The 25050-nt window shown below is 70.8% G+C and carries 18 protein-coding genes; 9 read left to right on the plus strand and 9 right to left on the minus strand.

Annotated elements, in window-relative coordinates:
* Positions 1 to 153: 153 nt before the first annotated feature.
* The 5 genes from K4G64_RS12390 to K4G64_RS12410 are packed head-to-tail and all read left to right on the plus strand — an operon-like array spanning position 154 to position 8394.
* Positions 154 to 3249 (plus strand): nitrate- and nitrite sensing domain-containing protein, encoded by a 3096-nt coding sequence (locus K4G64_RS12390; protein WP_221756080.1) that lies wholly within the window; start codon positions 154 to 156, stop codon positions 3247 to 3249.
* Positions 3246 to 3680 carry a roadblock/LC7 domain-containing protein gene (locus K4G64_RS12395; protein ID WP_031109090.1) on the plus strand — a complete coding sequence of 145 codons (435 nt, stop codon included), beginning with the start codon at positions 3246 to 3248 and terminating at the stop codon, positions 3678 to 3680. Before K4G64_RS12390 ends, K4G64_RS12395 begins: the two co-directional genes overlap by 4 nt.
* A 9-nt stretch (positions 3681 to 3689) precedes the next feature.
* On the plus strand, positions 3690 to 4085 hold the full coding sequence (locus K4G64_RS12400) for a DUF742 domain-containing protein (protein ID WP_031109092.1): 396 nt from the start codon (positions 3690 to 3692) through the stop codon (positions 4083 to 4085).
* A 24-nt stretch (positions 4086 to 4109) separates the two neighbouring features.
* On the plus strand, positions 4110 to 7808 hold the full coding sequence (locus tag K4G64_RS12405) for a hydantoinase B/oxoprolinase family protein (RefSeq protein WP_221756081.1): 3699 nt from the start codon (positions 4110 to 4112) through the stop codon (positions 7806 to 7808).
* Positions 7789 to 8394 (plus strand): ATP/GTP-binding protein, encoded by a 606-nt coding sequence (locus K4G64_RS12410; protein ID WP_221756082.1) that lies wholly within the window; start codon positions 7789 to 7791, stop codon positions 8392 to 8394. Before K4G64_RS12405 ends, K4G64_RS12410 begins: the two co-directional genes overlap by 20 nt.
* 216 nt (positions 8395 to 8610) lie before the next feature.
* Here K4G64_RS12410 and glpK read toward each other — a convergent pair whose 3' ends face one another.
* The 5 genes from glpK to K4G64_RS12435 all read right to left on the minus strand — a co-directional run bounded on the left by glpK (position 8611) and on the right by K4G64_RS12435 (position 15161).
* Complete coding sequence (gene glpK / locus K4G64_RS12415; RefSeq protein ID WP_221756083.1) at positions 8611 to 10131, minus strand: glycerol kinase GlpK; 1521 nt, start codon at positions 10129 to 10131, stop codon at positions 8611 to 8613.
* A gap of 19 nt (positions 10132 to 10150) precedes the next feature.
* A complete protein-coding gene (locus K4G64_RS12420) occupies positions 10151 to 10945 on the minus strand; it encodes an MIP/aquaporin family protein (protein WP_221756084.1) in 795 nt (264 codons plus the stop codon).
* A gap of 742 nt (positions 10946 to 11687) precedes the next feature.
* A complete protein-coding gene (locus K4G64_RS12425) occupies positions 11688 to 13379 on the minus strand; it encodes a bifunctional diguanylate cyclase/phosphodiesterase (protein WP_308122344.1) in 1692 nt (563 codons plus the stop codon).
* A gap of 169 nt (positions 13380 to 13548) precedes the next feature.
* Positions 13549 to 14739, minus strand: a complete 1191-nt coding sequence (locus tag K4G64_RS12430) for a lipid-transfer protein (protein WP_221756085.1) — start codon at positions 14737 to 14739, stop codon at positions 13549 to 13551.
* Positions 14736 to 15161 (minus strand): Zn-ribbon domain-containing OB-fold protein, encoded by a 426-nt coding sequence (locus K4G64_RS12435; RefSeq protein ID WP_221756094.1) that lies wholly within the window; start codon positions 15159 to 15161, stop codon positions 14736 to 14738. Before K4G64_RS12435 ends, K4G64_RS12430 begins: the two co-directional genes overlap by 4 nt.
* 175 nt (positions 15162 to 15336) lie before the next feature.
* On the opposite strand from K4G64_RS12435, the gene K4G64_RS12440 reads away from it, so the two are divergent.
* Positions 15337 to 16146: a M15 family metallopeptidase gene (locus K4G64_RS12440; RefSeq protein ID WP_221756086.1), complete on the plus strand. Its 810-nt coding sequence runs from the start codon at positions 15337 to 15339 to the stop codon at positions 16144 to 16146.
* Positions 16147 to 16192: 46 nt separating this feature from the next.
* Positions 16193 to 16729: an NUDIX domain-containing protein gene (locus K4G64_RS12445; RefSeq protein ID WP_221756087.1), complete on the plus strand. Its 537-nt coding sequence runs from the start codon at positions 16193 to 16195 to the stop codon at positions 16727 to 16729.
* 2 nt (positions 16730 to 16731) lie between these two features.
* On the opposite strand, the gene K4G64_RS12450 is transcribed toward K4G64_RS12445, so the two are convergent.
* On the minus strand, positions 16732 to 19098 hold the full coding sequence (locus K4G64_RS12450) for a glycoside hydrolase family 31 protein (RefSeq protein WP_221756088.1): 2367 nt from the start codon (positions 19096 to 19098) through the stop codon (positions 16732 to 16734).
* A 211-nt stretch (positions 19099 to 19309) separates the two neighbouring features.
* On the opposite strand from K4G64_RS12450, the gene K4G64_RS12455 reads away from it, so the two are divergent.
* A complete protein-coding gene (locus K4G64_RS12455) occupies positions 19310 to 21277 on the plus strand; it encodes an acetoacetate--CoA ligase (protein WP_221756089.1) in 1968 nt (655 codons plus the stop codon).
* Positions 21278 to 21451: 174 nt separating this feature from the next.
* Positions 21452 to 22342, plus strand: coding sequence for a hypothetical protein (locus K4G64_RS12460; protein ID WP_221756090.1), 891 nt, complete (start codon positions 21452 to 21454; stop codon positions 22340 to 22342).
* 68 nt (positions 22343 to 22410) lie between these two features.
* On the opposite strand, the gene ptsP is transcribed toward K4G64_RS12460, so the two are convergent.
* The 3 genes from ptsP to K4G64_RS12475 all read right to left on the minus strand — a co-directional run.
* Positions 22411 to 24081: a phosphoenolpyruvate--protein phosphotransferase gene (gene ptsP / locus K4G64_RS12465; protein ID WP_221756091.1), complete on the minus strand. Its 1671-nt coding sequence runs from the start codon at positions 24079 to 24081 to the stop codon at positions 22411 to 22413.
* A gap of 78 nt (positions 24082 to 24159) precedes the next feature.
* The gene (locus K4G64_RS12470) at positions 24160 to 24609 is read right to left on the minus strand and encodes a PTS glucose transporter subunit IIA (protein WP_221756092.1); all 450 of its coding nucleotides are present in this window, start codon (positions 24607 to 24609) and stop codon (positions 24160 to 24162) included.
* 238 nt (positions 24610 to 24847) lie between these two features.
* A partial coding sequence (locus K4G64_RS12475; protein WP_221756093.1) for a hypothetical protein occupies positions 24848 to 25050 on the minus strand: 203 nt, incomplete at its 5' end.

Raw genomic sequence — 25050 nt, forward strand, 5'->3', positions numbered from 1 at the left:
AATGCCCGGACAACTCGCCATGCCGCGTGGCTGGCGCGGAACTTCAGGTTCCGGACCGGTCTTCGAGTTCGCCGCGGGTCGGTAGTAGGCTCGCGCCGTTTGTTGACGCACATGTGTACCCCCGGTAGCCGGGGGCCCGAGCTGGGGGAGGCCATGCGCTTTCGCGGGAAGTCCATCCGCCGGAAGATCGTGGCGCTTCTCCTCGTGCCGCTGGTGTCCCTGACCGCGATCTGGGCCTTTGCCACGGTACTCACGGGACGTGAGGCGGGCGACCTGTTCAACGTGTCGTCCGTGGTGGAGAAGATCGGCTACCCCATCGAGGACACCGTCCGCGTCCTCCAGGAGGAACGCCGCCAGACCCTCGTCTACCTCGCCGACCCTCGCGCCTCCGACGGACTCGCCGCACTCCGGCGCGGCAGGACCGCCACCGACAAGGCCGTCAGCAGCATCCGCGAGAACGCCCGGAACCCGGACGTGCGCGACGCGATGGGCGCGGACACCGACGAACGGCTGACCGCCGTCCTGGACGCCTTCGAGGGCATCGAATCCCTGCGCCGCAGCGTCGAGGACGGCACCGTCAACCGCACCCAGGCCCTCGACCTCTACAACCGGCTGGTCGACCCCTGCTACGTGCTCCTCACCAACCTGCACGTGGTCGACAACGTCGAGCTGGACAAGCAGTACCGCGCGCTGGTCAACCTCGCCCGCGCCCGCGAGCTGCTCTCCCGCGAGGACGCCCTCCTCGGCTCCGCCCTGATCGTCGGCAGGATCTCGCACTCCGAGGAGCGGGACATCTCCGACCTCGTGGCCCAGCGGACCCTGATGTACGACGTCAACCTGCCGCTGCTGCCCGTGGCGGAACGCGACCGCTACCAGACCTTCTGGAAGAACGCCTCCTCCGCTCCCCTGCGCGTGGCCGAGGAAGCCGCCGTCTCCTCCGGCGCCGGAAGCCCCCGCGGCGTCTCCGCCAAGAGCTGGGACAGCGCCGCCGGCAACGTGCTCGACGAGCTCGGCACTCTCAACGACCAGGCCAACGACCGCTACCAGGACCGCGTCCACCCCGTGGCCGTCGGTGTCATCGCCAAGGCCGTCATCGCCGGTGCACTCGGCCTGATCGCGCTCCTGGTCTCCCTCTTCCTGTCCGTGCGCGTCGGCCGCACCCTCATCCGCGATCTGCGGCAACTGCGCCTGGAGGCCCACGAAGCGTCCGGAGTACGGCTGCCCAGCGTCATGCGCCGCCTCTCCGCGGGCGAGCAGGTCGACGTCGAGACCGAGGTCCCGCGCCTCGAATACGACAAGAACGAGATGGGCGAGGTCGGCCAGGCCCTCAACACCCTGCAGCGTGCCGCCGTCGAAGCCGCCGTCAAGCAGGCCGAACTGCGCGCCGGCGTCTCCGAGGTCTTCGTCAACCTCGCGCGCCGCAGCCAGGTTCTGCTGCACAAGCAGCTCACCCTCCTCGACGCCATGGAGCGCCGGACCGAGGACACCGAGGAACTCGCCGACCTGTTCCGCCTCGACCACCTGACCACCCGCATGCGCCGGCATGCCGAGGGCCTGGTGATCCTCTCCGGCGCCGCGCCCTCCCGGCAGTGGCGCAAGCCCGTCCAGCTGATGGACGTCGTGCGCGCCGCCGTCGCCGAGGTCGAGGACTACGAGCGCATCGAGGTCCGCCGCCTTCCGCGGATCGCCATCAGCGGCCCGGCCGTCGCCGACCTCACGCACCTCGTGGCCGAACTGTTGGAGAACGCAACGGTCTTCTCGCCGCCGCACACCGCCGTCCAGGTCCTGGGCGAACGCGTCGCCAACGGCTTCACCCTGGAGATTCACGACCGTGGCCTCGGCATGGCGGCCGAAGCGCTTCTGGACGCCAACCTCCGGCTGGCCGAGACGCCGGAGTTCGAGCTCTCCGACACCGACCGGCTCGGCCTGTTCGTGGTCAGCCGGCTCGCCCAGCGCCAGAACGTCCGGGTCTCCCTGCAGCCCTCCCCGTACGGCGGCACGACCGCCGTGGTCTTCATCCCCGACGCGCTGCTGACCGACGATGTCCCGGACACCAACGGCATCGGCTTCCGGCTCGACCGGCCCCGGCTGGCCCCGGAGAGCGAACCGCAGGACAGCCGCCGCGCCACGCTGTCCCACGCGTCCGCGCAGCGTCCCGGCCTGCCCGCCTCCCTGCTGGACGGACCGGTCGAGCTGGAGGCGCCCGTCGACCTGGACGCCATCGGAGACCTCCCGGGAGCCATCGAGGGCGAGGACGGCGAACACGGCGGCCTGTTCCGGACCCGCCACTCCCTCACCCGCGCCCCGGACGAGACCGCGGTCCGGCGCACCGATCCGCGCCGGACCGCCGACTCCCGCGGCACGGGGGACGGAACGGACGCCGACGACGTGCCAGGTTCTCCGGTCTCCCTGCCCCGCCGCCACACCCCCAAGCTGGTCAGCTCGCACGGACGCCCCGTCACCGAGCAGCGCACCCGGCGAGGCAGGACGGACGAGGAGACCACCGCGGCCCCGGGCCGAACGGAGCCGAGCCCCACCTCCGCACTCTCGTCACGCCGCCGGAGCGAGGAGCCCGCGAGCAGCCGGGCCACCGGCCGGCCGGGACCCGAACCCGCGCCCGCCCTTCCGGGCCGGCGCCGCACCGAGAGCTCGTCGTCCGGCAGCGGTCGGGGCGACGCCCTGCCGGACGCACCGCCACCGCTGCCGGCCCGCCGTCGCGGGACCGACTCCACCCGCCGCGGCATCGGCGCGGCCGACCGTAACGAGGACCACACCGCATCCCCGGCCTCGCCCGGCGGCGCCGTGGGCGACCGATCGGAGCCACCCGTCCTCCCGAAGCGGACCCGCCGCGCGGAGATCGCATCGAGCGGCCCCGAGGCACCCGACCACCGCTCCGGCTCCTCGGAGACCACCTTCGGGTCCTCGCGCCACGAGACAGGCTCCGGCGCCATATCCCGGGGGATCGGCGCCACACCCCAGGGGACCGGATCCGCACCACAGCCCGGTTCCGGCACGGCCCCGCTTCCCCGGCGCGTCCGGCAGGCGAACCTGGCCCCGCAGCTGAAGCGCAGGTCGGAGCCGCGTACCGACGACGGGGCCGAGCCCGTCGAACGCGACGCCGAAGAAGTACGCAGCCGCATGGCATCGCTCCAGCGGGGCTGGCAGCGCGGCCGTGAGGAGAACGCCGCGGGCGATACCGCCCACAGCGGCGCAGCACCACAAGGAACGACAGAGGGGGACGGTCGATGACCGCACCGAAGGCGACCGGCCACACCGCGACGATCAAGGGCGAGCTGAACTGGCTCCTCGACGACCTGGTGGACCGAGTCGCGAGCATCCGCAAGGCCCTCGTGCTCTCCGGCGACGGTTTGCCGACGGGCGTGTCCAAGGACCTGACCAGGGAGGACAGCGAGCACCTGGCCGCCGTCGCCTCCGGGTTCCACAGCCTCGCCAAGGGCGTGGGGCGTCACTTCGAGGCCGGCAACGTCCGCCAGACGGTCGTCGAGCTCGACGACGCCTTCCTCTTCGTGACGGCCGCCGGTGACGGCAGCTGCCTCGCCGTCCTCTCGGACGCCGACTCGGACGTCGGTCAGGTCGCCTACGAGATGACGCTGCTCGTGAAGCGAGTCGGCGTGCATCTGGCCGCCGCTCCGCGCACCGATCTGCCCGCAGGCGGGTAGTGGGATGACATGAGCGCTGACGGTCAGGGAAGAAGTCACTGGTTCGACGACGACGCCGGACCGGTCGTCCGCCCGTACGCCATGACCCGCGGCCGCACCAGCAGCCAGGGCCAGCACCGCCTGGACCTGATCGCGGTCGTGGTCGCGGAGCCGCACGCGGACGATCCGGAGGCAGACCACATGCTCTCCCCGGAGCACGTGGACATCGTCGAACTGTGCCGTGACATCCCGCAGTCGGTCGCCGAACTCGCAGCGGAACTCGACCTGCCGATCGGAGTGGTACGGGTCCTCGTCGGAGATCTCGTGGACGGAGAATTCGTCCATGTGAACCGGCCCGTACCCCCTGCCGAGCTGCCGGACGAGAGTATTCTGCGCGACGTGATCAACGGCCTCCGGGCGCTGTGAGCAGCGCGGAAGCGGGGTACTGACGTGACTGGCTGGCAGTTCTGGGTGGACCGCGGCGGCACCTTCACCGACGTCGTCGCCCGGCGCCCGGACGGCCGGCTGCTCACGCACAAACTGCTCTCGGACAACCCCGCCCGCTACGCCGACGCCGCCGTCGAGGGTGTCCGCACGCTGCTGGCCGGCTCCGACGCCCCCGTCGACAGCGTGCGCATGGGGACCACCGTCGCGACCAACGCCCTCCTGGAGCGCAAGGGTGAGCGCACGCTGCTGCTCATCACCCGCGGCTTCCGCGACGCCCTGCGCATCGCCTACCAGAACCGCCCGAGCATCTTCGCCCGCCGCATCGACCTCCCCGAGCTGCTGTACGAACGGGTCGTCGAGGTCGACGAGCGCATCGCCGCCGACGGCACCGTCCTGCGCGCCCCCGACCTGGACGCCCTCGCCGGGCCGCTCCAGGAGGCGTACGACGACGGGATCCGCGCCGTCGCCGTGGTGTGCATGCACAGCCACCTCCACCCGGCCCACGAACAGGCCGTCGGGGAGCTCGCCGCCCGCATCGGCTTTCCGCAGATCTCGCTCTCCGGCGAGGCCAGCCCCCTGATGAAGCTCGTCCCCCGCGGAGACACCGCCGTCGTCGATGCCTACCTCTCGCCCGTGCTGCGCCGATACGTCCGGCACGTCGCCGACGAGCTCGAAGGCGTACGGCTGATGTTCATGCAGTCCAACGGCGGCCTCACCGAGGCCGGGCAGTTCCGCGGGAAGGACGCCATCCTGTCCGGGCCGGCCGGAGGCATCGTCGGCATGGCCCGGATGTCGCAGCTCGCCGGCTTCGACCGCGTGATCGGTTTCGACATGGGCGGCACCTCCACCGACGTCTCCCATTTCGCCGGCGCGTACGAGCGCGTCTTCACCAGCCGGATCGGCGGCGTCCGGCTGCGCGCCCCGATGCTGGACATCCACACCGTCGCCGCCGGCGGCGGTTCCGTTCTGCACTTCGACGGCTCCCGCTACCGCGTAGGGCCGGACTCGGCGGGCGCGGACCCCGGACCTGCCTGCTACCGGGGCGGTGGGCCGCTCGCCGTGACCGACGCCAACGTCATGCTCGGCCGGATCCAGCCCGCCTACTTCCCGAAGGTGTTCGGACCGGGCGGCGACGAGCCCCTCGACGAGGCGCTCGTCCGGGACCGCTTCACCGCCCTCGCCCGCGAGATCGGCGAGCAGACCGGCGACGACCGCACGCCGGAACAGGTCGCCGAGGGGTACCTGCAGATCGCCGTGGCCAACATCGCGTCGGCGGTGAAGCGGATCTCCGTCCAGAAGGGCCACGACGTCACCCGCTACGTCCTCACCACGTTCGGCGGGGCCGGCGGCCAGCACGCCTGCAAGGTCGCCGACTCCCTCGGCATCCGCACCGTCCTCGTACCACCCATGGCCGGTGTTCTCTCCGCGCTCGGCATCGGGCTCGCCGACACCACCGCCATGCGCGAGCAGTCCGTCGAGGCCCCTCTGGCAGCCGCCTCGATGCCCGGCATCCTCGAGACCGCCGAGGACCTGGAGACGGCGGCCCGTGCCGAACTCCTCGCCGAGGACGTCCCCGAGGAGCACATCGAGGTCACCCGACGCGCGGAACTCCGCTACGACGGCACGGACACCACTCTCACCGTCGAGCTGACCGAGCCCGGCACGATGCGACACGCCTTCGAAGAACGTCATCGCGCCACGTACTCCTTCACGCTCGACCGACCGATCGTCGTCGAGGCCCTCTCTGTCGAAGCCACCGGCATCACCGAATCCCCCGATCTCTCTGCCCTCGCCCCTTGGCGAGCCGCCCCCGACGGCAGCCCCGGGCGCGACTCCGCAGCACCCCGGACCGTCCGTCTCCACACGGACGGCGCATGGCGCGACGTGCCCCTCCACCGCCGCGAGGACCTTCCTCCCGGCGACACCGTCACCGGCCCGGCGATCATCACCGAAGCCAGCTCCACGACCGTCGTCGACGAGGGCTGGCGGGCCGCGGCGACCGACGACGGGCATCTGGTCATGGAACGCGCCGCGATTACACAGAGTTCCGATCTCGACACGAAAGTCGACCCGGTTCTGCTTGAGGTCTTCAACAACCTCTTCATGTCGATCGCCGAGCAGATGGGCGCCCGCCTCGAATCAACCGCCCAGTCCGTCAACATCAAGGAGCGCCTGGACTTCTCCTGCGCCCTCTTCGATCCGGACGGAAACCTGGTGGCCAACGCCCCGCACATCCCCGTCCACCTGGGCTCGATGGGTACGAGCGTCAAGGAGGTCATCCGTCGGCGCGGCCCCCGTATGCGCCCGGGCGACACCTACGCCGTCAACGACCCGTACCACGGCGGCACCCACCTGCCCGACGTCACCGTGATCACACCGGTCTTCGACACCGCACCACCGCCCGACACGGAGAGTGATGCCAGGAGCGGCTCGGAGGGTGTGCCGGACAGCGATCCGCAGATCCTCTTCTACGTCGCCTCACGCGGCCACCACGCCGAGATCGGCGGCATCGCCCCCGGCTCCATGCCCGCGGGCAGCCGCACCATCGAGCAGGAAGGCGTCCTCTTCGACAACTGGCTGCTCGCCGAGAACGGCCGCTTCCGCGAGGCCGAGACCCTCAGCCTCCTCACCGGGGCGCGCCATCCCTCCCGCAACCCGAAGACCAACCTCGCCGACCTGCGCGCCCAGATCGCCGCCAACCGCAAGGGCGTCGACGAGGTCGGCCGCATGATCGAGGACTACGGCCTCGACGTCGTCCAGGCCTACATGAGGCACGTCCAGGACAACGCCGAAGAGGCCGTACGCCGGGTCATCGACGTCCTCGACGACGGCGACTACGCCTACGAGACCGACGCGGGCGCCGTCATCCGCGTTGCCGTGCGCGTGGACCGCGAGAACCGGGCCGCGACCATCGACTTCACCGGCACGTCCGCGCAGCTGCCCACCAACTTCAACGCCCCCTTCTCGGTCGTCAACGCGGCCGTCCTGTACGTCTTCCGCACCCTCGTGGCCGACGACATCCCCCTCAACGACGGCTGTCTGCGTCCCTTGAGCATCGTTGTTCCGCCGGGTTCCCTGCTCGCCCCCGAGCCGCCCGCCGCCGTCGTCGCGGGCAACGTGGAGACCTCCCAGGCAGTCACCGGCGCCCTCTACGCGGCGCTCGGCGTCCAGGCCGAGGGCTCCGGGACCATGAACAACGTCACCTTCGGCAACGAGCGCCACCAGTACTACGAAACCGTTGCCTCAGGCTCCGGCGCGGGTGACGGCTTTCCCGGCGCGCCCGTCGTCCAGACCCACATGACCAACTCCCGCCTCACCGACCCCGAGGTTCTGGAATGGCGACTGCCCGTACGCCTCGAGGAGTTCGCAGTCCGGCGCGGCAGCGGCGGCGCCGGACGGTGGCACGGAGGGGACGGCGCCGTTCGCCGCATCCGCTTCCTCGAGCCCATGACCGTCTCCACCCTGTCCCAGCACCGCCGGGTCCCGCCCTACGGCATGGCGGGCGGTGAACCGGGTGCCCTCGGCGCCAACCGGGTGGAGCACGCCGACGGCACGGTGACCGCACTCGGCGGCAGCGACTCCGCGGACCTCGTCCCCGGCGACGTACTCGTCATCGAAACCCCAGGCGGCGGAGGCTACGGCCCGCCGTCGCCCGACCCCCATCAAGCAGGAGAAGAGATCGATGATCTTCGGGCGTTCTGAGCGCGGCAAGCCTCCGGTCGAGCCCGTCACGCTCAAGATCCTGGTGGCCGGCGGCTTCGGCGTGGGCAAGACCACGCTCGTCGGCGCGGTCAGCGAGATCAGGCCGCTGCGCACCGAGGAGCTGCTCACCGAGGCCGGGCGCCCGGTCGACGACACCAGCGGCGTGGAAGGCAAGAACACCACGACCGTGGCCATGGACTTCGGCCGCATCACCCTCCGCGAGGACCTCGTGCTGTACCTCTTCGGTACACCCGGGCAGGAGCGGTTCTGGTTCATGTGGGACGAACTTTCCGAGGGCGCGCTCGGTGCCGTCGTGCTCGCCGACACCCGCCGCCTGGAGGACTGCTTCGCCGCCGTCGACTACTTCGAACGGCGCTCGATCCCCTTCCTCGTCGGCGTCAACTGCTTCGAGGGCGCTCCCCGTTACCCCATCGAGGACGTCCGCCAAGCCCTCGACCTCGACGAGGGCGTGCCGCTTTTGATGTGCGACGCCCGGGACCGCGAATCGGTCAAGGAGGCACTCATCGGCGTCGTCCAGCACGCCATGGCGTACGCGGCCGACCGCCGCGAGGCCGTGACCTCCTGACACCGAGGACCGACGCGAACGGCCCCCGTGCCCGAAGACCGGCGCCCACGGCCCGTAACCGAGGGCCGACGCGCACGGCCGTAACCGAGGGCCGACGCGCACGGCCGTATCCGATGACCGACGCGCACCGCCGCATCCGATGACCGACGAGCACGGCCCGCACCCCGCCGACCGGGGTACGGGCCGCAGCCGTGGCGACGCTCCACGCGCACGTGGTCAGCTGTCGCCGTCCTCCTCCCAACCGAAGCTCTTCTCCACGGCCTTGCGCCAGTTGTGGTACTCGCGGTCCCGCACCGACGCCTCCATGTTCGGCGTCCATTCGACGTCCTTCTGCCAGTGCGCCTTGAGCTCGTCCAGGTCGTTCCACACACCGGTGGCCAGACCGGCCGCGTACGCCGCGCCCAGGCAGGTCGTCTCGGAGACCTTGGGCCGCACCACCGGCACGTCGAGCACGTCCGACTGGTGCTGCATCAGCAGGTTGTTCTTCGTCATGCCGCCGTCGACCTTGAGGGTCGTGATGTGCACCCCGGAGTCCTGGTACATGGCGTCCACGACCTCGCGCGTCTGCCAGCTCGTCGCCTCCAGCACCGCGCGCGCGAGGTGCGCCTTCGTGACGTACCGCGTGAGGCCCGTGATCACACCCCGCGCGTCGGAGCGCCAGTACGGCGCGAACAGCCCTGAGAACGCCGGCACGATGTACGCGCCGCCGTTGTCCTCGACGCTCGCCGCCAGGGGCTCAATCTCGTCGGCCGTCCGGATGATGCCGAGCTGGTCCCGGAACCACTGGACCAACGCGCCCGTGATGGCGATCGCGCCCTCCAGGCAGTAGACCGGCGCCTCAGTGCCGATCTTGTACCCCATGGTCGTCAGCAGACCGCTCTTCGACGGCACCGGACGGTTGCCGGTGTTGAGCAGCAGGAAGCTGCCCGTGCCGTACGTGTTCTTCGCGGTGCCGACGTCGTAACAGGCCTGGCCGAACACGGCGGCCTGCTGGTCGCCCAGCGCGGAGGCCACGGGGACGCCGGCGAGCTGGCCCACGGCCGTGCCGTACACCTCGGAGGAGGACCGGATCTCGGGCAGCATGGCCTCGGGGACGTTCATCGCCGAGAGGATCGAGGGGTCCCACTGGAGGGTCTCCAGGTTCATCAGCATGGTGCGCCCGGCGTTGGTCACGTCGGTGACGTGCTGCCCGCCGTCCGTGCCGCCCGTGAGGTTCCAGATCAGCCAGGAGTCCATCGTGCCGAAGGCGATCTCGCCGCGCTCGGCACGGGCCCGGAGGTCGGGCACGTTGTCGAGCAGCCAGGCCGCCTTGGGCCCGGAGAAGTAGGTGGCCAGCGGCAGGCCTGTCTGCTCACGGAAGCGGTCCTGCCCGTCCGAGCCGCCCAGCTGGTTGCAGAGGGCCGCCGTCCGTGTGTCCTGCCAGACGATCGCGTTGTGCACCGGTTTGCCGGTCGCCCGGTCCCACAGGAGGGTTGTTTCGCGCTGGTTGGTGATCCCCATCGCGCTCAGCTGGTCGGCCCTCAGACCGGCCTTGGCGAGCGCTCCCGCGACCACCGCCTGCACCTTGGACCAGATCTCGGTGGCGTCGTGCTCCACCCAGCCGGGCTTCGGGAAGATCTGGCGGTGCTCGCGCTGGTCCACGGCGACGATCGCGCCGTCCTGGCTGAAGACGATGCAGCGGCTCGATGTGGTGCCCTGGTCGATGGCTGCGACGTACTTCGCGGAGTTGTCCGTCATGGCTACCCCTTCGGCTGGTTCAGAAGGCTGCGTTGTAGATGACGCCACCGAGCAGGCCGCCGATCAGTGGTCCGACGACGGGGATCCACGAGTAGCCCCAGTCGGACGTGCCCTTGTTCGGGATCGGCAGGATGGCGTGGATGATGCGCGGGCCGAGGTCGCGGGCCGGGTTGATGGCATAGCCGGTGGGACCGCCCAGGGACAGGCCGATGCCGACGACCAGCAAGGAGACCAGCAGGATCGCGATACCGGACCCGTAGATGCCGCCGCCCCCGGGAACCAGGCCGATGCCGATGCCCTCCACGTGCCTGTCCTGCCCGACCAGGGCCAGGATCGGCAGCACCAGTGCAATGGTGGCGAGGATCTCGGTGACCAGGTTGGCGATCGGGTTCCTGATCTCCGGGATGGTCGCGAAGATCCCCAGCGTCGGCACTGGTTCGTCCGCCGTGCCCTCCGTGGTGCCCGTCTTGCGCACATTGGCCGCGAATTGGGCGTAGTACACGAGGTAGCACAGGACGGCCCCGATCATGGCGCCGGTGATCTGACCCAGCAGGTAGACCCATACCTTGCTCCACACGCCGGTGTCGACGGCCAGGCCGAAGGTGACTGCGGGGTTGATGACCCCTCCGGACAGGGGAGCGGCGGTGTACGCACCGGCCAGCACGCCGAAGCCCCAGCCGAACGCGATCACGATCCACCCGGAGGCCCGTGCTTTCGAGAATCTCAAGGTGACGGCGGCGCACACGCCGGCACCGAACAGGATCAGAATCGCCGTGCCGATCATCTCGCCGACGAAAATGTCTCCGTTAGTCATGGCTGCTCCTCAGCCTGGCCCGGGACGATCGGCCCCGGTCCTCACCTGCAGGGTGCGTTTTCCCGTGGCTACTTCAACCGAAGGCAGGAAGATCCCGCGCCCCGCCCGGCATCCGTGACGAGCGTGCCGTCGCAGCCGAACCGCCCGTGGGGTGATGGGCCTTGGCGTAGGCGCACCCACGCGCCACAGTGCCGGAATACGCCGACTATGTATGGCGATGTCGACTGACACCGGAAGTGTTCACCGGCACCCAAGGGGCGTCAAGGTCGCCGACCGCAACGGTTGACGGCCATCCGACGGCCACCGGGCTGACGCCGGGCCGACGGGCCGGTTGTTCGGCCTGGGCGGCGCCCGGTCGGGTCGATGTTCAGATCTGTTCCGGGCCCGCGCGGGCCTCGTTGCGCCGCGCGAGTCTTGGCTGATGGTGTCCGGCCTCCGCCGGGCTCCGCCAAGGGCAAAAACCCAGCCGCACCTGACTCCTGGCTTGCTAGTGTCCAGGATCCACCTGACCTGGAGGTTTCTCAACCGCAGGAGTTCCGCGGGGTCCTGGCCTCCACGGAGGGGGCCTGGTGGCCGGTCACGGCGGGGCCTGGCGACCGGTCACTGCCGCGCTCGTGCACGACCTCGACAGCGCCGCAACTCCAGGGGCCGACGCGTCGGCCCGGCTGCCGAACGGGGCGAGCGCCGGCACCCGACCACCGGCGAGCAGGGAAACGGCCGATCGAGAGCCGCCCCCGACGCCTCAGACGCCTTGCGCGCCCCTCTCGACCGCCATACCGCACCTCGCAGGCGCAGGCGCAGGCGCAGGCGCACGCACGGGCTCCGGTGACGTGTGCGAGCCCCGGCGGGTCTCGTGGCCCGCCACGCCCGCCCGGCCCAGCACCCAACTCGCCCCGTGCAGCGCCTTCGCCGCCTTCTTCAACGGGGCCAGGTAGGCCGCGGCCTGCCGGTGGTCGCTCACGCTGCCCGGCGCGCACAGCACCGTCGCGAGCGACAGCGTGACGGGCCGGCCCCCGGCCGACCAGGCAGCGTCCAGCACCGAGGCGGCCAGCGGATCGAGGCCGTCCGGATCGGCGAGCACCAGGAAGTCGTCTCCGCCGATGTGCCCCACCCGCGCGCCCTCCGTCGCGGCCTGTTGCAGCGCCCGGCCCACCGCCCTGATCAGCTCGTCTCCCGCCGTGAATCCGGCCCCGTCGTTGACCTGCTTGAAGTGGTCGATGTCCAGCCAGCTCAACGCGAACGCCCGCCCGGCCGCGATCCGACGGTCGACCTCGCCGGTGATCGCGTCCGAGCCGGGCAGACGCGTCAGCGGATTGAGTCCCGCCGCCTCCTCCACCCGTGTCTCGGCCAGTGCTCGCACGAGGTCGGCGAGCCGCACGACGCCCACGCACCTGCCGTACTCGTCCACCACGGCCACGTCGTCCGAGGTGCGGTCCCGCTCGCCGACCGCCACCACCTCCAGCACCTCCCAGGCCGTGGCGTCGACGCCCACCGTCCGCGGTGGATCACCGAGCTTGGCCGCGGGGCGGTCGGCGTACAGGGCGTGCCCGTAGCGCCCCGACATCGACAGCAGGAAGCGGGAGCGGTGCACCGACCGCACCGGAACGCCCCTGGTGTCCACGAGCAGCACCCCGGACACATCCGGTGACCCGGTCAGCAGGGCGCGTACCTGCCCCGCGGACGCGGTGGCGGGCAGCAGGGCGGCGGGCCGGACGAACTCCCGCACCGACGGCCCGGACCCCGGAGCCGGCGCCTCGGCGGGGGAGCGGGGCGGCATGTAGACGTCCGCAGCAGGCAGGCGGGCCGGCGGCGCGAACAGCTCGCCCTGCGCCAGCTGTGCCCCGGCCGCCAGTGCCGCCGCGCACTGTCCCTCGGTCTCCACCCCCTCCACGGCCAGGAGCGCCCCCATCTCGTCGCACAGTGTCCGCATCGACCGGACCACCGCCGGTCGCGTCAGCAGCGACGCGTCCAGCTTGACCAGGCCGGGCGCGAGGTCCGCGAGCAGCCGCAACGGCACATCCCCGTCCCCGACACCGTCCGCGCAGAACCGGAAGCCCTGCCCGCGCACCATGGCCACCGCCTGAAGCAGGGACTGCTGCGGCACATGCGTGTACGGCGGGCAGACGTCGACCGTCACCTCCCAGGGGAGCCGCCCTGCCTCACGCACGGCGTCGTGCAGGGCGGGGAGACCTCCGAGGTCGGCCAGGGTCCCGGCGAACACGTTGACGAACAGCGGAAGCAGGGTCTCCTTCCGCGCCGCCGCACGGATCGCCGACACCGCCAGCCGGCAGTCGAGCTCCGGGTCCCGGCGGGCCTCGGCCAGGATGTCGCCGGTCTCCGGCCGGGCGAGTATCTCCAGCCCCGCGACCGCTCCGGTCGTCAGATTGACCACCGGTTGGAAGGCGAAGCGGAGAGTGTCCGTCCAGGAGTGCACGGGAGCATGATTGACGCCACCGGCGCACGCCCAAGCGCAGTTCATGAGACGTTCACACAGGATTCCGGCGCGATCACACAGCGTATGCCCCGGGCTGGATCAGTGAATCGGAAGGGCCGGCGCCGCCGCAGGTCCATGGCCCCATGCGCTCGGTCATGCCACTGAGGGCTCACCGCACCGCTATCACCGCCGACCCGTGCCCGAACAGCCCCTGGTTCGCCGTGATACCGACGCGCGCTCCCGGGACCTGCCGGTCACCCGCCACGCCCCTCAACTGCCGGGTCAGCTCGGACACCTGGGCTATCGCCTGCGCCGGAACGGCTTCCCCGAAGGAGGCCAGTCCGCCGCTGACGTTCACCGGTATACGCCCTCCCAGTGCTGTCGCCCCGTCCCTCAGCAGCTTCACACCCTCGCCCTCCCCGCACAGCCCCAAGTCCTCGTACCACTGCAACTCGAGGGCGGTGGACAGGTCGTAGACCTCGGCGAGCGACAGGTCCTCCGGCCCGAGGCCCGCCTCCTCGTAGGCCGCCCGGGCGATCGATCCGCGGAACGTCTCGCTGGACGGCTGTACCGCCCGTGCGGAGTCCGTGGCGATGTCCGGCAGGTCCAGCACGGTGTTCGGGTAGCGCGGGGTCACCGTGGACACCGCGCGGATCCGCACCGGCTCCGCCTGCCCGTGCCGGCGCGCGTACTCCATGCTCGAGAGCACGAGCGCCGCGCCGCCGTCGGAGGTCGCGCAGATGTCGAGCAGTCGCAGCGGGTCGGCGACCACGGCAGAGGCGGCGACCTCCTCGGCGGTCACGCGACTGCGGTAGCGCGCGTGGGGGTTCAGCGCTCCCATCGCCGAGTTCTTCACCTTGACCTGTGCGAAGTCGTCCGGCGTGTCACCGTGCTGAGCCATTCGTCTGCGGGCGTACAGCCCGAAGTACACGGGGTTGGTGGCCCCGAGAATCCGGAACCGCAGCCAGTCGGGATCGTCGGGCCGGTCCCCGCCCGCAGGGCGGAAGAACCCCTTGGGAGCGGCATCGGCCCCCACGACGAGCACCACATCGGCGAGCCCGGCGAGGATCTGGGCCCGCGCGGCGTGGATGGCCTGCGCCCCGGACGCGCACGCGGCGTACACGCTGGTGACCCGGGCCCCCTGCCAGCCCAGGGCCTTCGCGAACGTGGCCCCGGCGACATGGCCGGGGTAGCCGCCCCGCACCGTGTCCGCCCCCACGATCGCGCTGATGTCCCGCCATTCCAGTCCGGCATCGGCGAGCGCCTCGCGGGCCGCCGCGACGCCGTACTCCACGAAGTTGCGCCCCCATTTGCCCCACGGGTGCATGCCCGCGCCGAGCACGGCCACCTCTTCCGTCATGCCGTCACCCCCGTCGGCCGCCAGTGCCACGTCGTCCAGGTCGTCTCCGCGTCCTCATGGAGCACACCCGGTACGACCTCCACCTCCAGGCCCACCGCCAGGTCGGCGACGGTGATCCCGGGAGCCGCCTGTCCCAGCACCACCATCCGCTCGGCCTCCAGCTCCACAGCGATGAACGTGCACGGCTCCCACGAAAGTTCCGGATCGGTCACATAGGGTGACGGAGGGGGATACCGGCTGTCCGTGAACGACCAGACACGCCCACGCCGCGACAGCGGGACCTCCATCAACTCGCCGCCTGTGCAGGCCGGGTTGTGGCAGTGGTGGTCCTCGCGGGGGAAGAAGACCGAGGCGCACGCCGAACAACGCGTGCCGAGCAACCGGAAAGCATCCCCCTCCCCGGAGAACCACCCCGCCACCACAGGTGTTCGTGCACGAGCCACAGCGCCCTCCCCGCAGAACGAATCTGACGGAACGTCAGGAGTGTGTCACGGCCGGTCGGAGATCGGCAGTCCACGAGCCCGAAACGGCCGGACGGTCGCGGCTCCGAATGTGGCCCCTTTCCGTGACGCCACCAGTCCTGGTAGACGCAGGGGCATGACACGACTCACCACCGTGGCACGTGCCCTCATCACCACGCTCGCCGCTCTGCTGGCGTCGACCGCACCCGGCACGACCGCCCAGGCCGGCACCGACCCGAAGGCACCGAAGGACTTCGTGGCGCTGAGAAGCGTGGACCCGACCATCATCCAGGAGATGCGCTACGTCACCCCGCACAACTTCGTGGGAGAGCGCATCGACGGCTACCACCAGCCCATCTGCATCCTCACCCGCCCCGCCGCAGAAGCCCTCCACAAGGCCCAACGCAAGCTCCTGCGTCAGGGCTACACCCTCAAGGTGTACGACTGTTACCGGCCGCAGCGCGCGGTGGACCACTTCGTGCGCTGGGCCGAGGACCTCGAGGACGAGGCGATGAAAGGTGAGTTCTACCCGAACGTCGACAAGACCCGCCTGTTCGCCGACGGCTACATCGCGGCGAAATCCGGCCACAGCCGTGGCTCGACCCTGGACGTCACGCTTGTCAGGCTCCCGGCGAAGCCCACCCGGCCCTACCGCCCCGGAGAGCCCCTGGTGCCCTGTTTCGCGCCCCAGGGCGAGCGATTCCCCGACAACTCCGTCGACATGGGGACCGGCTTCGACTGCTTCGACACCCTCTCGCACACCCTCGACCCACGCATCCAGGGCCAACAGCGGGCCCACCGGCTGCTTCTCAAGGGCACCCTGGAAGACCTCGGCTTCGTGAACCTGGCAGAGGAGTGGTGGCACTACACCTTCAAGCCCGAGGCCCATCCGGACACGTACTTCGACTTCCCCGTCGCCAGGAAATCCCTCGCCGGCGCTCACTGAGCAGCCTGCTCGCAGCGCCTTCTCCGTGATCGGCTACAGTCCGCGCGTGTCCGAATCTCAGCACTCCGCTTCCAACTCCGCGCCGAACTCACACTGTTCGAGCTGCGGCGCGCCCTACGGAGAGGGCGTCACCGGCTGGCCCCGCACCTGCCCGGTGTGCGGGGCCGTGACCTACCGCAATCCCGTCCCGGTCGCGGTAGCCCTCCAGCCCGTGTACGACACCAAGGGAACCGCCCTGGTCGTCATCACCCGAACCATCGCCCCCGCGCGCGGGGGCATCGCCCTGCCCGGCGGCTACATCGACGACCGGGAGGACTGGCGACAGGCCGTCATACGCGAACTCCGGGAGGAGACCGGCATCGACGCGGCCGGCCGTGACGTACGGCTCGCCGACGCGATGAGCTCTCCCGACGGACACCTGCTGCTCTTCGGCCTCCTCCCGGAGCGTCCGGCCGAGGGCCTGCCCTCTTCCGCCGCCACGGACGAGACGGAGGGCTGGCACCTCCTGCGCAGGCCCGAGGAACTCGCCTTCCCCCTGCACACGCTGGCCGTGCGGGCCTGGTTCGAGGGCCGGTACATCTGAGCTCAGCGCTCCCCGGCCCCGTGGACGCGCACTGGGTAGGACGGCGCGCCGCCGCCGTCCTCGCCCTCCCGCTCGACCACCACCCGGGAGCCCGTCCACCGAGCGGTGTAGCGCTCGATCCCCGGCTCGTCCCACCCGTCGCCCCCGTCCGGCACGACCAGCCCGCCCGGGGACGGACCGGGGGCGGGCGCCCACACCTCCAGCTCCAGCCCGCCGTCCTCCCCCCGTACCGGAAGCACGGCACCCGCGCGCGCGAACACCGGGATCCGCCCCAGAGGCGCGTCGACGAACACCTGCCCCGGCCCCTCGTACGCCCGCCCTGTCGCGGTGTCGTACCAGCGCCCCCACGGGAGCTGCACGGCACGCCGTTCGGCGCCCGGGGCCAGCACCGGCGCCACCAGCAGGCTGTCACCCAGCAGGAAGGCGTCGTCGCAGTCGCGCAGCGCCCGCTCCTCCGGCGCCGCCCACCACAGCGGCCGCACGAAGGGCGCTCCGGTCCGCCGCGCCATATGCGCCAGCGTCATGAAGTACGGCAGCAGCCGACGGCGTTCGACGAGCGCCGCGCGCGCGTGCTCCAGCACCTCGCCACCGAACTCCCACGGCTCCCTGCGCCCCGCCCGCAGACTCGCGTGCGTCCGGAACAGCGGCAGATAGGCGCCCAGCTGGAACCAGCGCAGATACAGCTCGGGAGACGGATCTCCGTCGAAGCCCCCGACGTCCGGCCCCGAGTACGGGACGCCGCACAGCCCGAGCCCCATCACCAGCGCCAACGACGCCCGCAACCCCGGCCAGCCGGTGGCCACGTCCCCCGACCACGTCCCCCCGTAGCGCTGCATGCCGGCCCACCCGGAGCGGGAGAACAGGAACGGCCGCTCCTCGGGCGCGAGCCTCCGCAGCCCTTCGTAACCGGCCCTGGCCATGCACAGCGCGTACACGTTGTGCGCCTCACGATGGTCACCGCCGCGTCCCTCCAGGGAGTGACGGGCCGAGCGCGGCAGTGTCGACTCGCCGAAGGCGGTGAACGACGTGGGCTCGTTCATGTCGTGCCAGAACCCCGAGAAACCCTGCGCGAGCCGCTCCTCGTAGAGGCCGCCCCACCACTCACGCACGCGCGCGTGCGTGAAATCGGGAAACACCGCCTCCCCGGCCCACGCGACACCCTCCACGACCTCACCAGAGGCATCCCGCACGAACGCGTCCCCGGCCGCACCGCCGTCGTACACCGTGTTGCCGGGATACGCCTTCACCGCAGGGTCGACGATCGACACCAGCCGGATGCCGTCCCGCCGGAGCTCCTCGGCCAGCACGGGCAACTTGGGGAAGCGTTCCTGGTCGACGGTGAACACCTGGTGCGCGTCGAGGTGGTCGATGTCCAGATGTACGGCGTCCAGAGGCAGACCGTGCTCCAGGTAGCCCGCGACGATCCGCCGCACCTCCTGTTCACTGCCGAACCCCCACCGCGCGTGATGGTGCCCGAGCGCCCACGCGGGCGGCAGCGCGGGCGCCCCGGTGAGCGACGCCCAGGCGAGCAGCACGCGCGCGGGGGTGCCCACCATCACCCAGCAGCGCAGCGGGCCTCCGTCCATCCGCAGCTCGCTCGTCCCGACCCGGTCATGCCCGGAACCCGCGCCCTCCTCGCCCTCCCGCAGCGTCACCGTGCCGTCCCACGAGCTGTCGTGGAACGCCAGATGCGTACCGCCGTCGGACACCACCAGCTGAACCGGCATCGTGATGTACAGCGGGTCCTCCCCGGGCGCGAAGGCACGGCCGGGATCGCTGTTCCACAGCCGGTACGTGCCGTCCGGCAGCCGAGGACCCGAGCTACGTCCCCCGAGACCGAAGAACCGCGCGTCGGCGCCCACCTCCGACCGCTGCATCCACCTCGCAGGACCGCCACCGACCGGCTCCCACCACCGCGGCGGCAGATCATGCCGCAGAGTCACACCACCCGGAGTCCGTACCTCCACCGCGCCGTGCCGCGAGACCACGACCGTCACCCGCTCGGCCACCACACGCCAGCCGCCGTCCTTGTCCGGCTCCAGGACCGCCCGAGGATCCGGCTCGGGACAACGGCCGGCCAGCGCGTACGACGGTTCCGGCTCCGCCCCGTCCCAGCCCCAGAAGACGGCACCGTTCACGGCGACCAGAATCCGCAGCTCCGACCGGCTGAACCGGACGACACCGCCGCCCGGCCCCGGCTCCACGTCCTCCACGGGCCCTGGCACCCGCGCACGCTCCGCCCCCCGCGGCGGCAGCCCGGTGGCGTCGGCCCGCCGCCTGCGCCACGCTGCTCGTACGGTTCGCACACCCTGCGCCGCCCCCACCGAAGCCACCGCTTTCACCGAACGCACCAGGTCACGACCGTTCATGCTGCTCACCCTGCCACCGACCGCCCCGCACACGTGTGTCGTTCAACTGCCGTTCATCCGTGCCAGGACCACATCTTCACGACACGGACTATGTGGGGCGCACCCTGGTGTCGAAGTCGATCACATGGCATTGTCCGTGCCAGCCGCTCACGCGCACACCCCAGCCCGTGCGCGGAGGACGCACACGACGCGCACAGTCCGGGAGCCGACCATGTCGACCGACACTTTCCAGCCACTCTGGCAGCCCGACCCCGAGCGCATCGCCCGCGCACGGATCACCAGGTTCCAGGCCTGGGCCGCCGAACACCACGGCGCCCCCGCAGACGGCGGGTACGCGGCGCTGCAGCGCTGGTCCGTCGACGAGCTGGACACCTTCTGGAGAGCCGTCACGGAGTGGTTCGACGTCCGCTTCTCGCACCCCTACGCGCGCGTGCTCGGCGACCGCTCGATGCCGGGCGCCCAGTGGTTCCCCGAAGCGACCCTCAACTACGCCGAACACGCCCTGCGCGCGGTCGCCACCCGCGCGGACGAACCGGCCCTCCTGCACGTCGACGAGACACACGAACCACGCCCCGTCACCTGGGCCGAGCTGCGCCGCCAGGTCGGCTCCCTGGCCGCCGAACTGCGCGCCCTCGGCGTACGCCCCGGCGACCGCGTCAGCGGCTACCTCCCGAACGTCCCCCAGGCGGTGGTGGCCCTCCTCGCCACAGCCGCCGTCGGCGCGGTCTGGACGTCCTGCGCACCCGACTTCGGAGCCCGCAGCGTCCTCGACCGCTTCCAGCAGGTCGAACCCGTGGTGCTCTTCACGGTCGACGGCTATCGCTACGGCGGCAAGGAGCACGACCGGCGCGACGTCGTCACCGAGCTGCGCCGCGAACTGCCCACCCTGCGCGCGGTGATCCACATCCCGCTCCTCGGCACCGAGACACCCGAGGGCGCCCTGGACTGGTCGGCCCTCACCTCGGCCGACACCGACCCCGTCTTCGAACAGGTGCCCTTCGACCACCCCCTGTGGGTGCTCTACTCCTCCGGCACGACCGGCCTGCCCAAGGCCATCGTCCAGTCCCAGGGCGGCATCCTGGTCGAGCACCTCAAGCAACTCGGCCTGCACTGCGACCTCGGCCCCGAGGACCGCTTCTTCTGGTACACCTCGACCGGCTGGATGATGTGGAACTTCCTCGTCTCCGGCCTGCTCACCGGCACCACGATCGTGCTCTACGACGGCAGCCCCGGCTACCCCGACACCGGCGCCCAGTGGCGGATCGCCGAACGCACGAAAGCCACCCTCTACGGCACCTCGGCCGCCTACGTCATGGCCTGCCGCAAGGCCGGCGTGCACCCGTCCCGCGACTTCGACCTGTCCTCCGTCCAGTGCGTCGCCACCACCGGCTCGCCCCTCCCGCCCGACGGCTTCCGCTGGCTCCACGACGAGGTCCGCGAGGACCTGTGGATCGCCTCCGTCAGCGGCGGCACCGACGTGTGCTCCTGCTTCGCCGGAGCCGTACCGACCCTCCCGGTCCACGTCGGCGAGCTCCAGGCCCCGTGCCTCGGCACCGACCTGCAGTCCTGGGACCCCAGCGGCAACCCCCTCGTCGACGAGGTCGGCGAACTCGTCGTCACCAACCCCATGCCGTCGATGCCCATCCACTTCTGGAACGACCCCGACGGCAGCCGCTACCACGACAGCTACTTCGACACCTACCCCGGCGTATGGCGGCACGGCGACTGGATCACCCTCACCTCCCGCGGATCGGTCGTCATCCACGGCCGCTCCGACTCCACGCTCAACCGCCAGGGCGTCCGCATGGGATCCGCCGACATCTACGAAGCCGTCGAGCGGCTCCCCGAGATCAGGGAATCCCTCGTCATCGGCATCGAGCAGCCCGACGGCGGCTACTGGATGCCCCTCTTCGTCCACCTGACCCCCGGGACCGTCCTCGACGAAGCCCTGCTGAAACGCATCAAGCAGACGATCCGGGAGCAGCTGTCCCCGCGCCACGTCCCCGACGAGATCATCGAAGTCCCCGGCGTCCCGCACACCCTCACCGGCAAGCGCATCGAGGTCCCCGTCAAGCGCCTCCTGCAGGGAACCCCGCTGGAGAAGGCGGTCAACCCGGGCTCCATCGACAACCTCGACCTGCTGAACTTCTACGAGGACCTGGCCCGCAAGCGCGCCTGACCCCCGCCACGCAACTCCCCGTCACCTTGACTCAGGGCGCAGGTCACAGCACATACCCACTGTGACCTGCGCCTTCAGGCTTCAAGTGGCTGCACGCCCACCAGGCCCGGGCCGATTGTCAGTGCTGCCGATTACTGTGAGTGAGCATTGATCGACCGTGCACAGGGGGAAACAATGGCGCACACCGACAGCCGCACCATGCGACGCGTCCTGCACCGCGAGATCGCCGGCACCATCGGCCTGCTCACCGACGAACACGACTTCCGGGCCATGCGGCGCTACCGCACCTTCACCTTCGCCGACCACGCGACCTACCTGAAACAGGTGGAGTCCCTCCTCAGGACCCGAGCCCTGCAGGGCAGCCACACCACCGTGGCCCTCTTCGACCCCGAGGAGTACGCCGAGTTCTGCACGCAAAAGGGCCTGGACCCCGACAACGCGTCGAGCCGCACCCGCTTCACCGCACAGATCGCGGCCACCGGCACGACTCTCCCCTACGACGGCCGGCCGCTGGCCGACCTCGTCCCGGCCCTCGTCGACGAGGCCATCCGGCAAGCCACCTGGGAGTACGCGACCACCCTCCTCGCCCGCCTGGGCGCCTGCACCTCCTGCGGCGAAGACATCGGACGCGCCGCTTTCACCCGGGCCGCGGGCCTCCTCGTCCGCATCCTCGACACGGCACCACCCGGCAACCGCCACCTCGTCTGCAGCGTCACCGGACGACCGGAAACCCTCACCGCCGCCCTCCACATCGCCGACGACGGAACCGCCCTGGAAGTGGACGAGACCGAAGCCCTCGAGTTCACCACGGTGCTGGCGCTCGGCCTGGCCACCGAAAGTCCGGGAGGGCTCGTCATCCGCGTGAGCGCCCCGGACACACCCGACCGCGTCTACGGCTGGCGCATGCGCGGATACGGACTCGAACCCCTCACCGCGGGAGAGGTCTTCGACGCCTACTGCACCGACATCGAATCCGGAGACCTGATCTCCCCGGAATCCAACGTCGACTACTGCGCACCGCCCGACCTCGGCGAGGAGAAACCGGCGCAGGGCCACCAGCACTGAGAACGCCGGAGGGGCGCCCCACCTCAGTGGAGCGCCCCTCCCGGGAAGCCGTCGGCAACAAGGCCGAGCTACTCGCCCGACAACACCGCCTGCGCCGCGCTGCGCGCGTCCTCGGCACTGTCCGTCGCCCTCGCCGCCGCAGCGGCCCGCTCGCACTGCGCCAGCGTGTACTTCGCCAGCGTCGCGCGGACATAGGGAATCGACGCGGCACCCATCGAGAGAGAGGTGACGCCCAGACCGGTCAGCACACACGCCAGCAGCGGGTCGGACGCGGCCTCGCCACAGACACCACAGCTCTTCCCCTCGGCCTTCGCCGCCTCGGCGGACAGCTCCACCAGGTCGAGAAGCGCGGGCTGCCACGGGTCCTGCAGACGGGAGACCGCACCCACCTGCCGGTCGGCGGCGAAGGTGTACTGAGCGAGGTCGTTCGTCCCCAGCGACAGGAACTCGACCTCCTGCAGGATCGAGCGAGCCCGCAGAGCGGCCGACGGGATCTCGACCATCGCGCCGAACTTCGCCCGCAGCCCAGCCTCACGGCAGGCGTCCGCGAAGGCCCGGGCATCCGTACGGTCCGCCACCATCGGAGCCATGACCTCAAGGTAGACAGGCAGCCCCTCGGCGGCCTTCGCCAGCGCGGTCAGCTGGGTACGCAGGACGTCCGGGTGATCGAGCAGCGTCCGCAGCCCCCGCACACCGAGCGCGGGGTTCGGCTCGTCGGCCGGCGTGAGGAAGTCGAGCGGCTTGTCCGCACCCGCGTCCAGCACACGCACCACGACGCGCCCCTCGGGGAACGCCTCCAGCACCTGCCGGTAGGCAGCGACCTGCTTCTCCTCGGACGGCGCCTGCTTGCTGTCGTCCAGGAAGAGGAACTCGGTACGGAAGAGACCGACGCCCTCGGCACCGGCCTCGACGGCGGCCTCCACATCAGCCGGACCACCGATGTTCGCGAGCAGTGGCACCTTGTGACCGTCAGCGGTGGCACCCGGTCCGGTAGAGGCCGCCAACGCAGCCTTCCGCTGGGCGGCCGCGGCCTCGAGCTGGGCCTTCTTCTCGTCGCTCGGGTTCACGAAGATCTCTCCCGTGCTGCCGTCGACGGCGATCATCGTGCCCTCGGCGAGTTCACCGGCCCCCGGCAGCGCCACCACGGCCGGCACACCGAGCGCCCGGGCCAGAATCGCGCTGTGGCTGGTCGGACCGCCCTCCTCGGTGACGAAGCCGAGCACAAGAGTCGGGTCGAGCAGCGCGGTGTCCGCGGGCGCGAGGTCACGGGCCACCAGCACATAGGGCTCGTCGCTGTCGGGGACGCCCGGCATCGGCACCCCCAGCAGACGGGCGACAATACGATTCCGCACGTCGTCGAGGTCGGCCACGCGACCGGCGAGGTACTCACCGGCTCCCGCCAGCAGCTCTCGGTACGAGGCGAACGCGTCGTACACCCCGCGCTCCGCCGTGCTGCCGACGGCGATCCGACGCTCCACATCGGCCATCAGCTCGGGATCCTGGGCCATCATGGCCTGCGCCTCGAGCACTGCCTGGGCTTCGCCTCCGGCCAGGTTGCCGCGTGCCATCAGGTCCGCCGCCACCGCCTCCACGGCCTTGCGGGCGCGCCCCTGTTCGCGCTCCGCATCTTCCGCCGGGATCTGCTTCGCGGGCGGCTCGAGCACCGCCGTTCCCATGTGCCGTACCTCGCCGATGGCCACACCGTGGCTCACGCCGACGCCTCGCAGCGTTGTCTCCATCTCACCCGTCTCCGATAGAGCGGCGGGCCCCGCCGCCGCGTTGGTTGTCGTACTCGCCGTCATATGACGGCACGGGCGTCACTTCCAGAGGAAGAGACTGTCGCCGGCCTTCACTTCGCCGTCGATGCGAAGATCGGAGAGAGCTTCGGCCGTGGCCTCCAGCGCCACGACCGGGCAGATCGCGGACTTCCCGGCGGCCTCGACGTCGGCCGGGTTCCAGCGCACGACAGCCTGGCCGCGCCGGACGGTGTCGCCCTTGTTCACGAGCAGCTCGAAACCCTGGCCGTTGAGCTGCACGGTGTCGATACCGAGGTGGGTGAGCACGCCGTGGCCGCTCTCATCGACCACGACGAAAGCGTGCGGGTGCAGGGAGACGATGACGCCGTCCACGGGGGAGACGGCCTCGGAAGGCTCCCGTACGGGATCGATCGCGGTGCCCGGGCCGACCATGGCCCCGGAGAAGACGGGATCCGGCACGGCTGCCAGTCCGATGGCGCGTCCTGCGAGCGGGGACGTCACGGTGGTCATGGGAAGCCTCCCAGGGATGGAGATCGATATGGCCGTCCCTGTAGGTACCGGGCGGCACACTGTTGAGCAGCGTATGTCACCTGAAGTGCCGGTTCCGCGTACGCACTCCGAAGTGGTCTAGACCATACCTCAAATCGATTTGCACCGGCTCCGCGGCCGCGTGTACAGTCGTACTCCTGCTTGGGGCTGAGCGACGCAACCTCGCGTCCTGGCCGAGCAGCAACCAACTTGTCAGATCCTATCTCTGGGTCACTTTCTGCATGCCTGCAGGACGGTGGTCGGGGGGCCGGAAAAACACTGATAGAGTTTGGAACACCGAAGGGAAGCCCGGAGGAAAGCCCGAGAGGGTGAGTACAAAGGAAGCGACCGTTCCTTGAGAACTCAACAGCGTGCCAAAAGTCAACGCCAGATATGTTGATACCCCGTCCATCGGATCACCGA

This window comes from Streptomyces sp. WAC04114 (genome assembly GCF_019733245.1).
GTDB classification, from domain to species: domain Bacteria; phylum Actinomycetota; class Actinomycetes; order Streptomycetales; family Streptomycetaceae; genus Streptomyces; species Streptomyces massasporeus_A.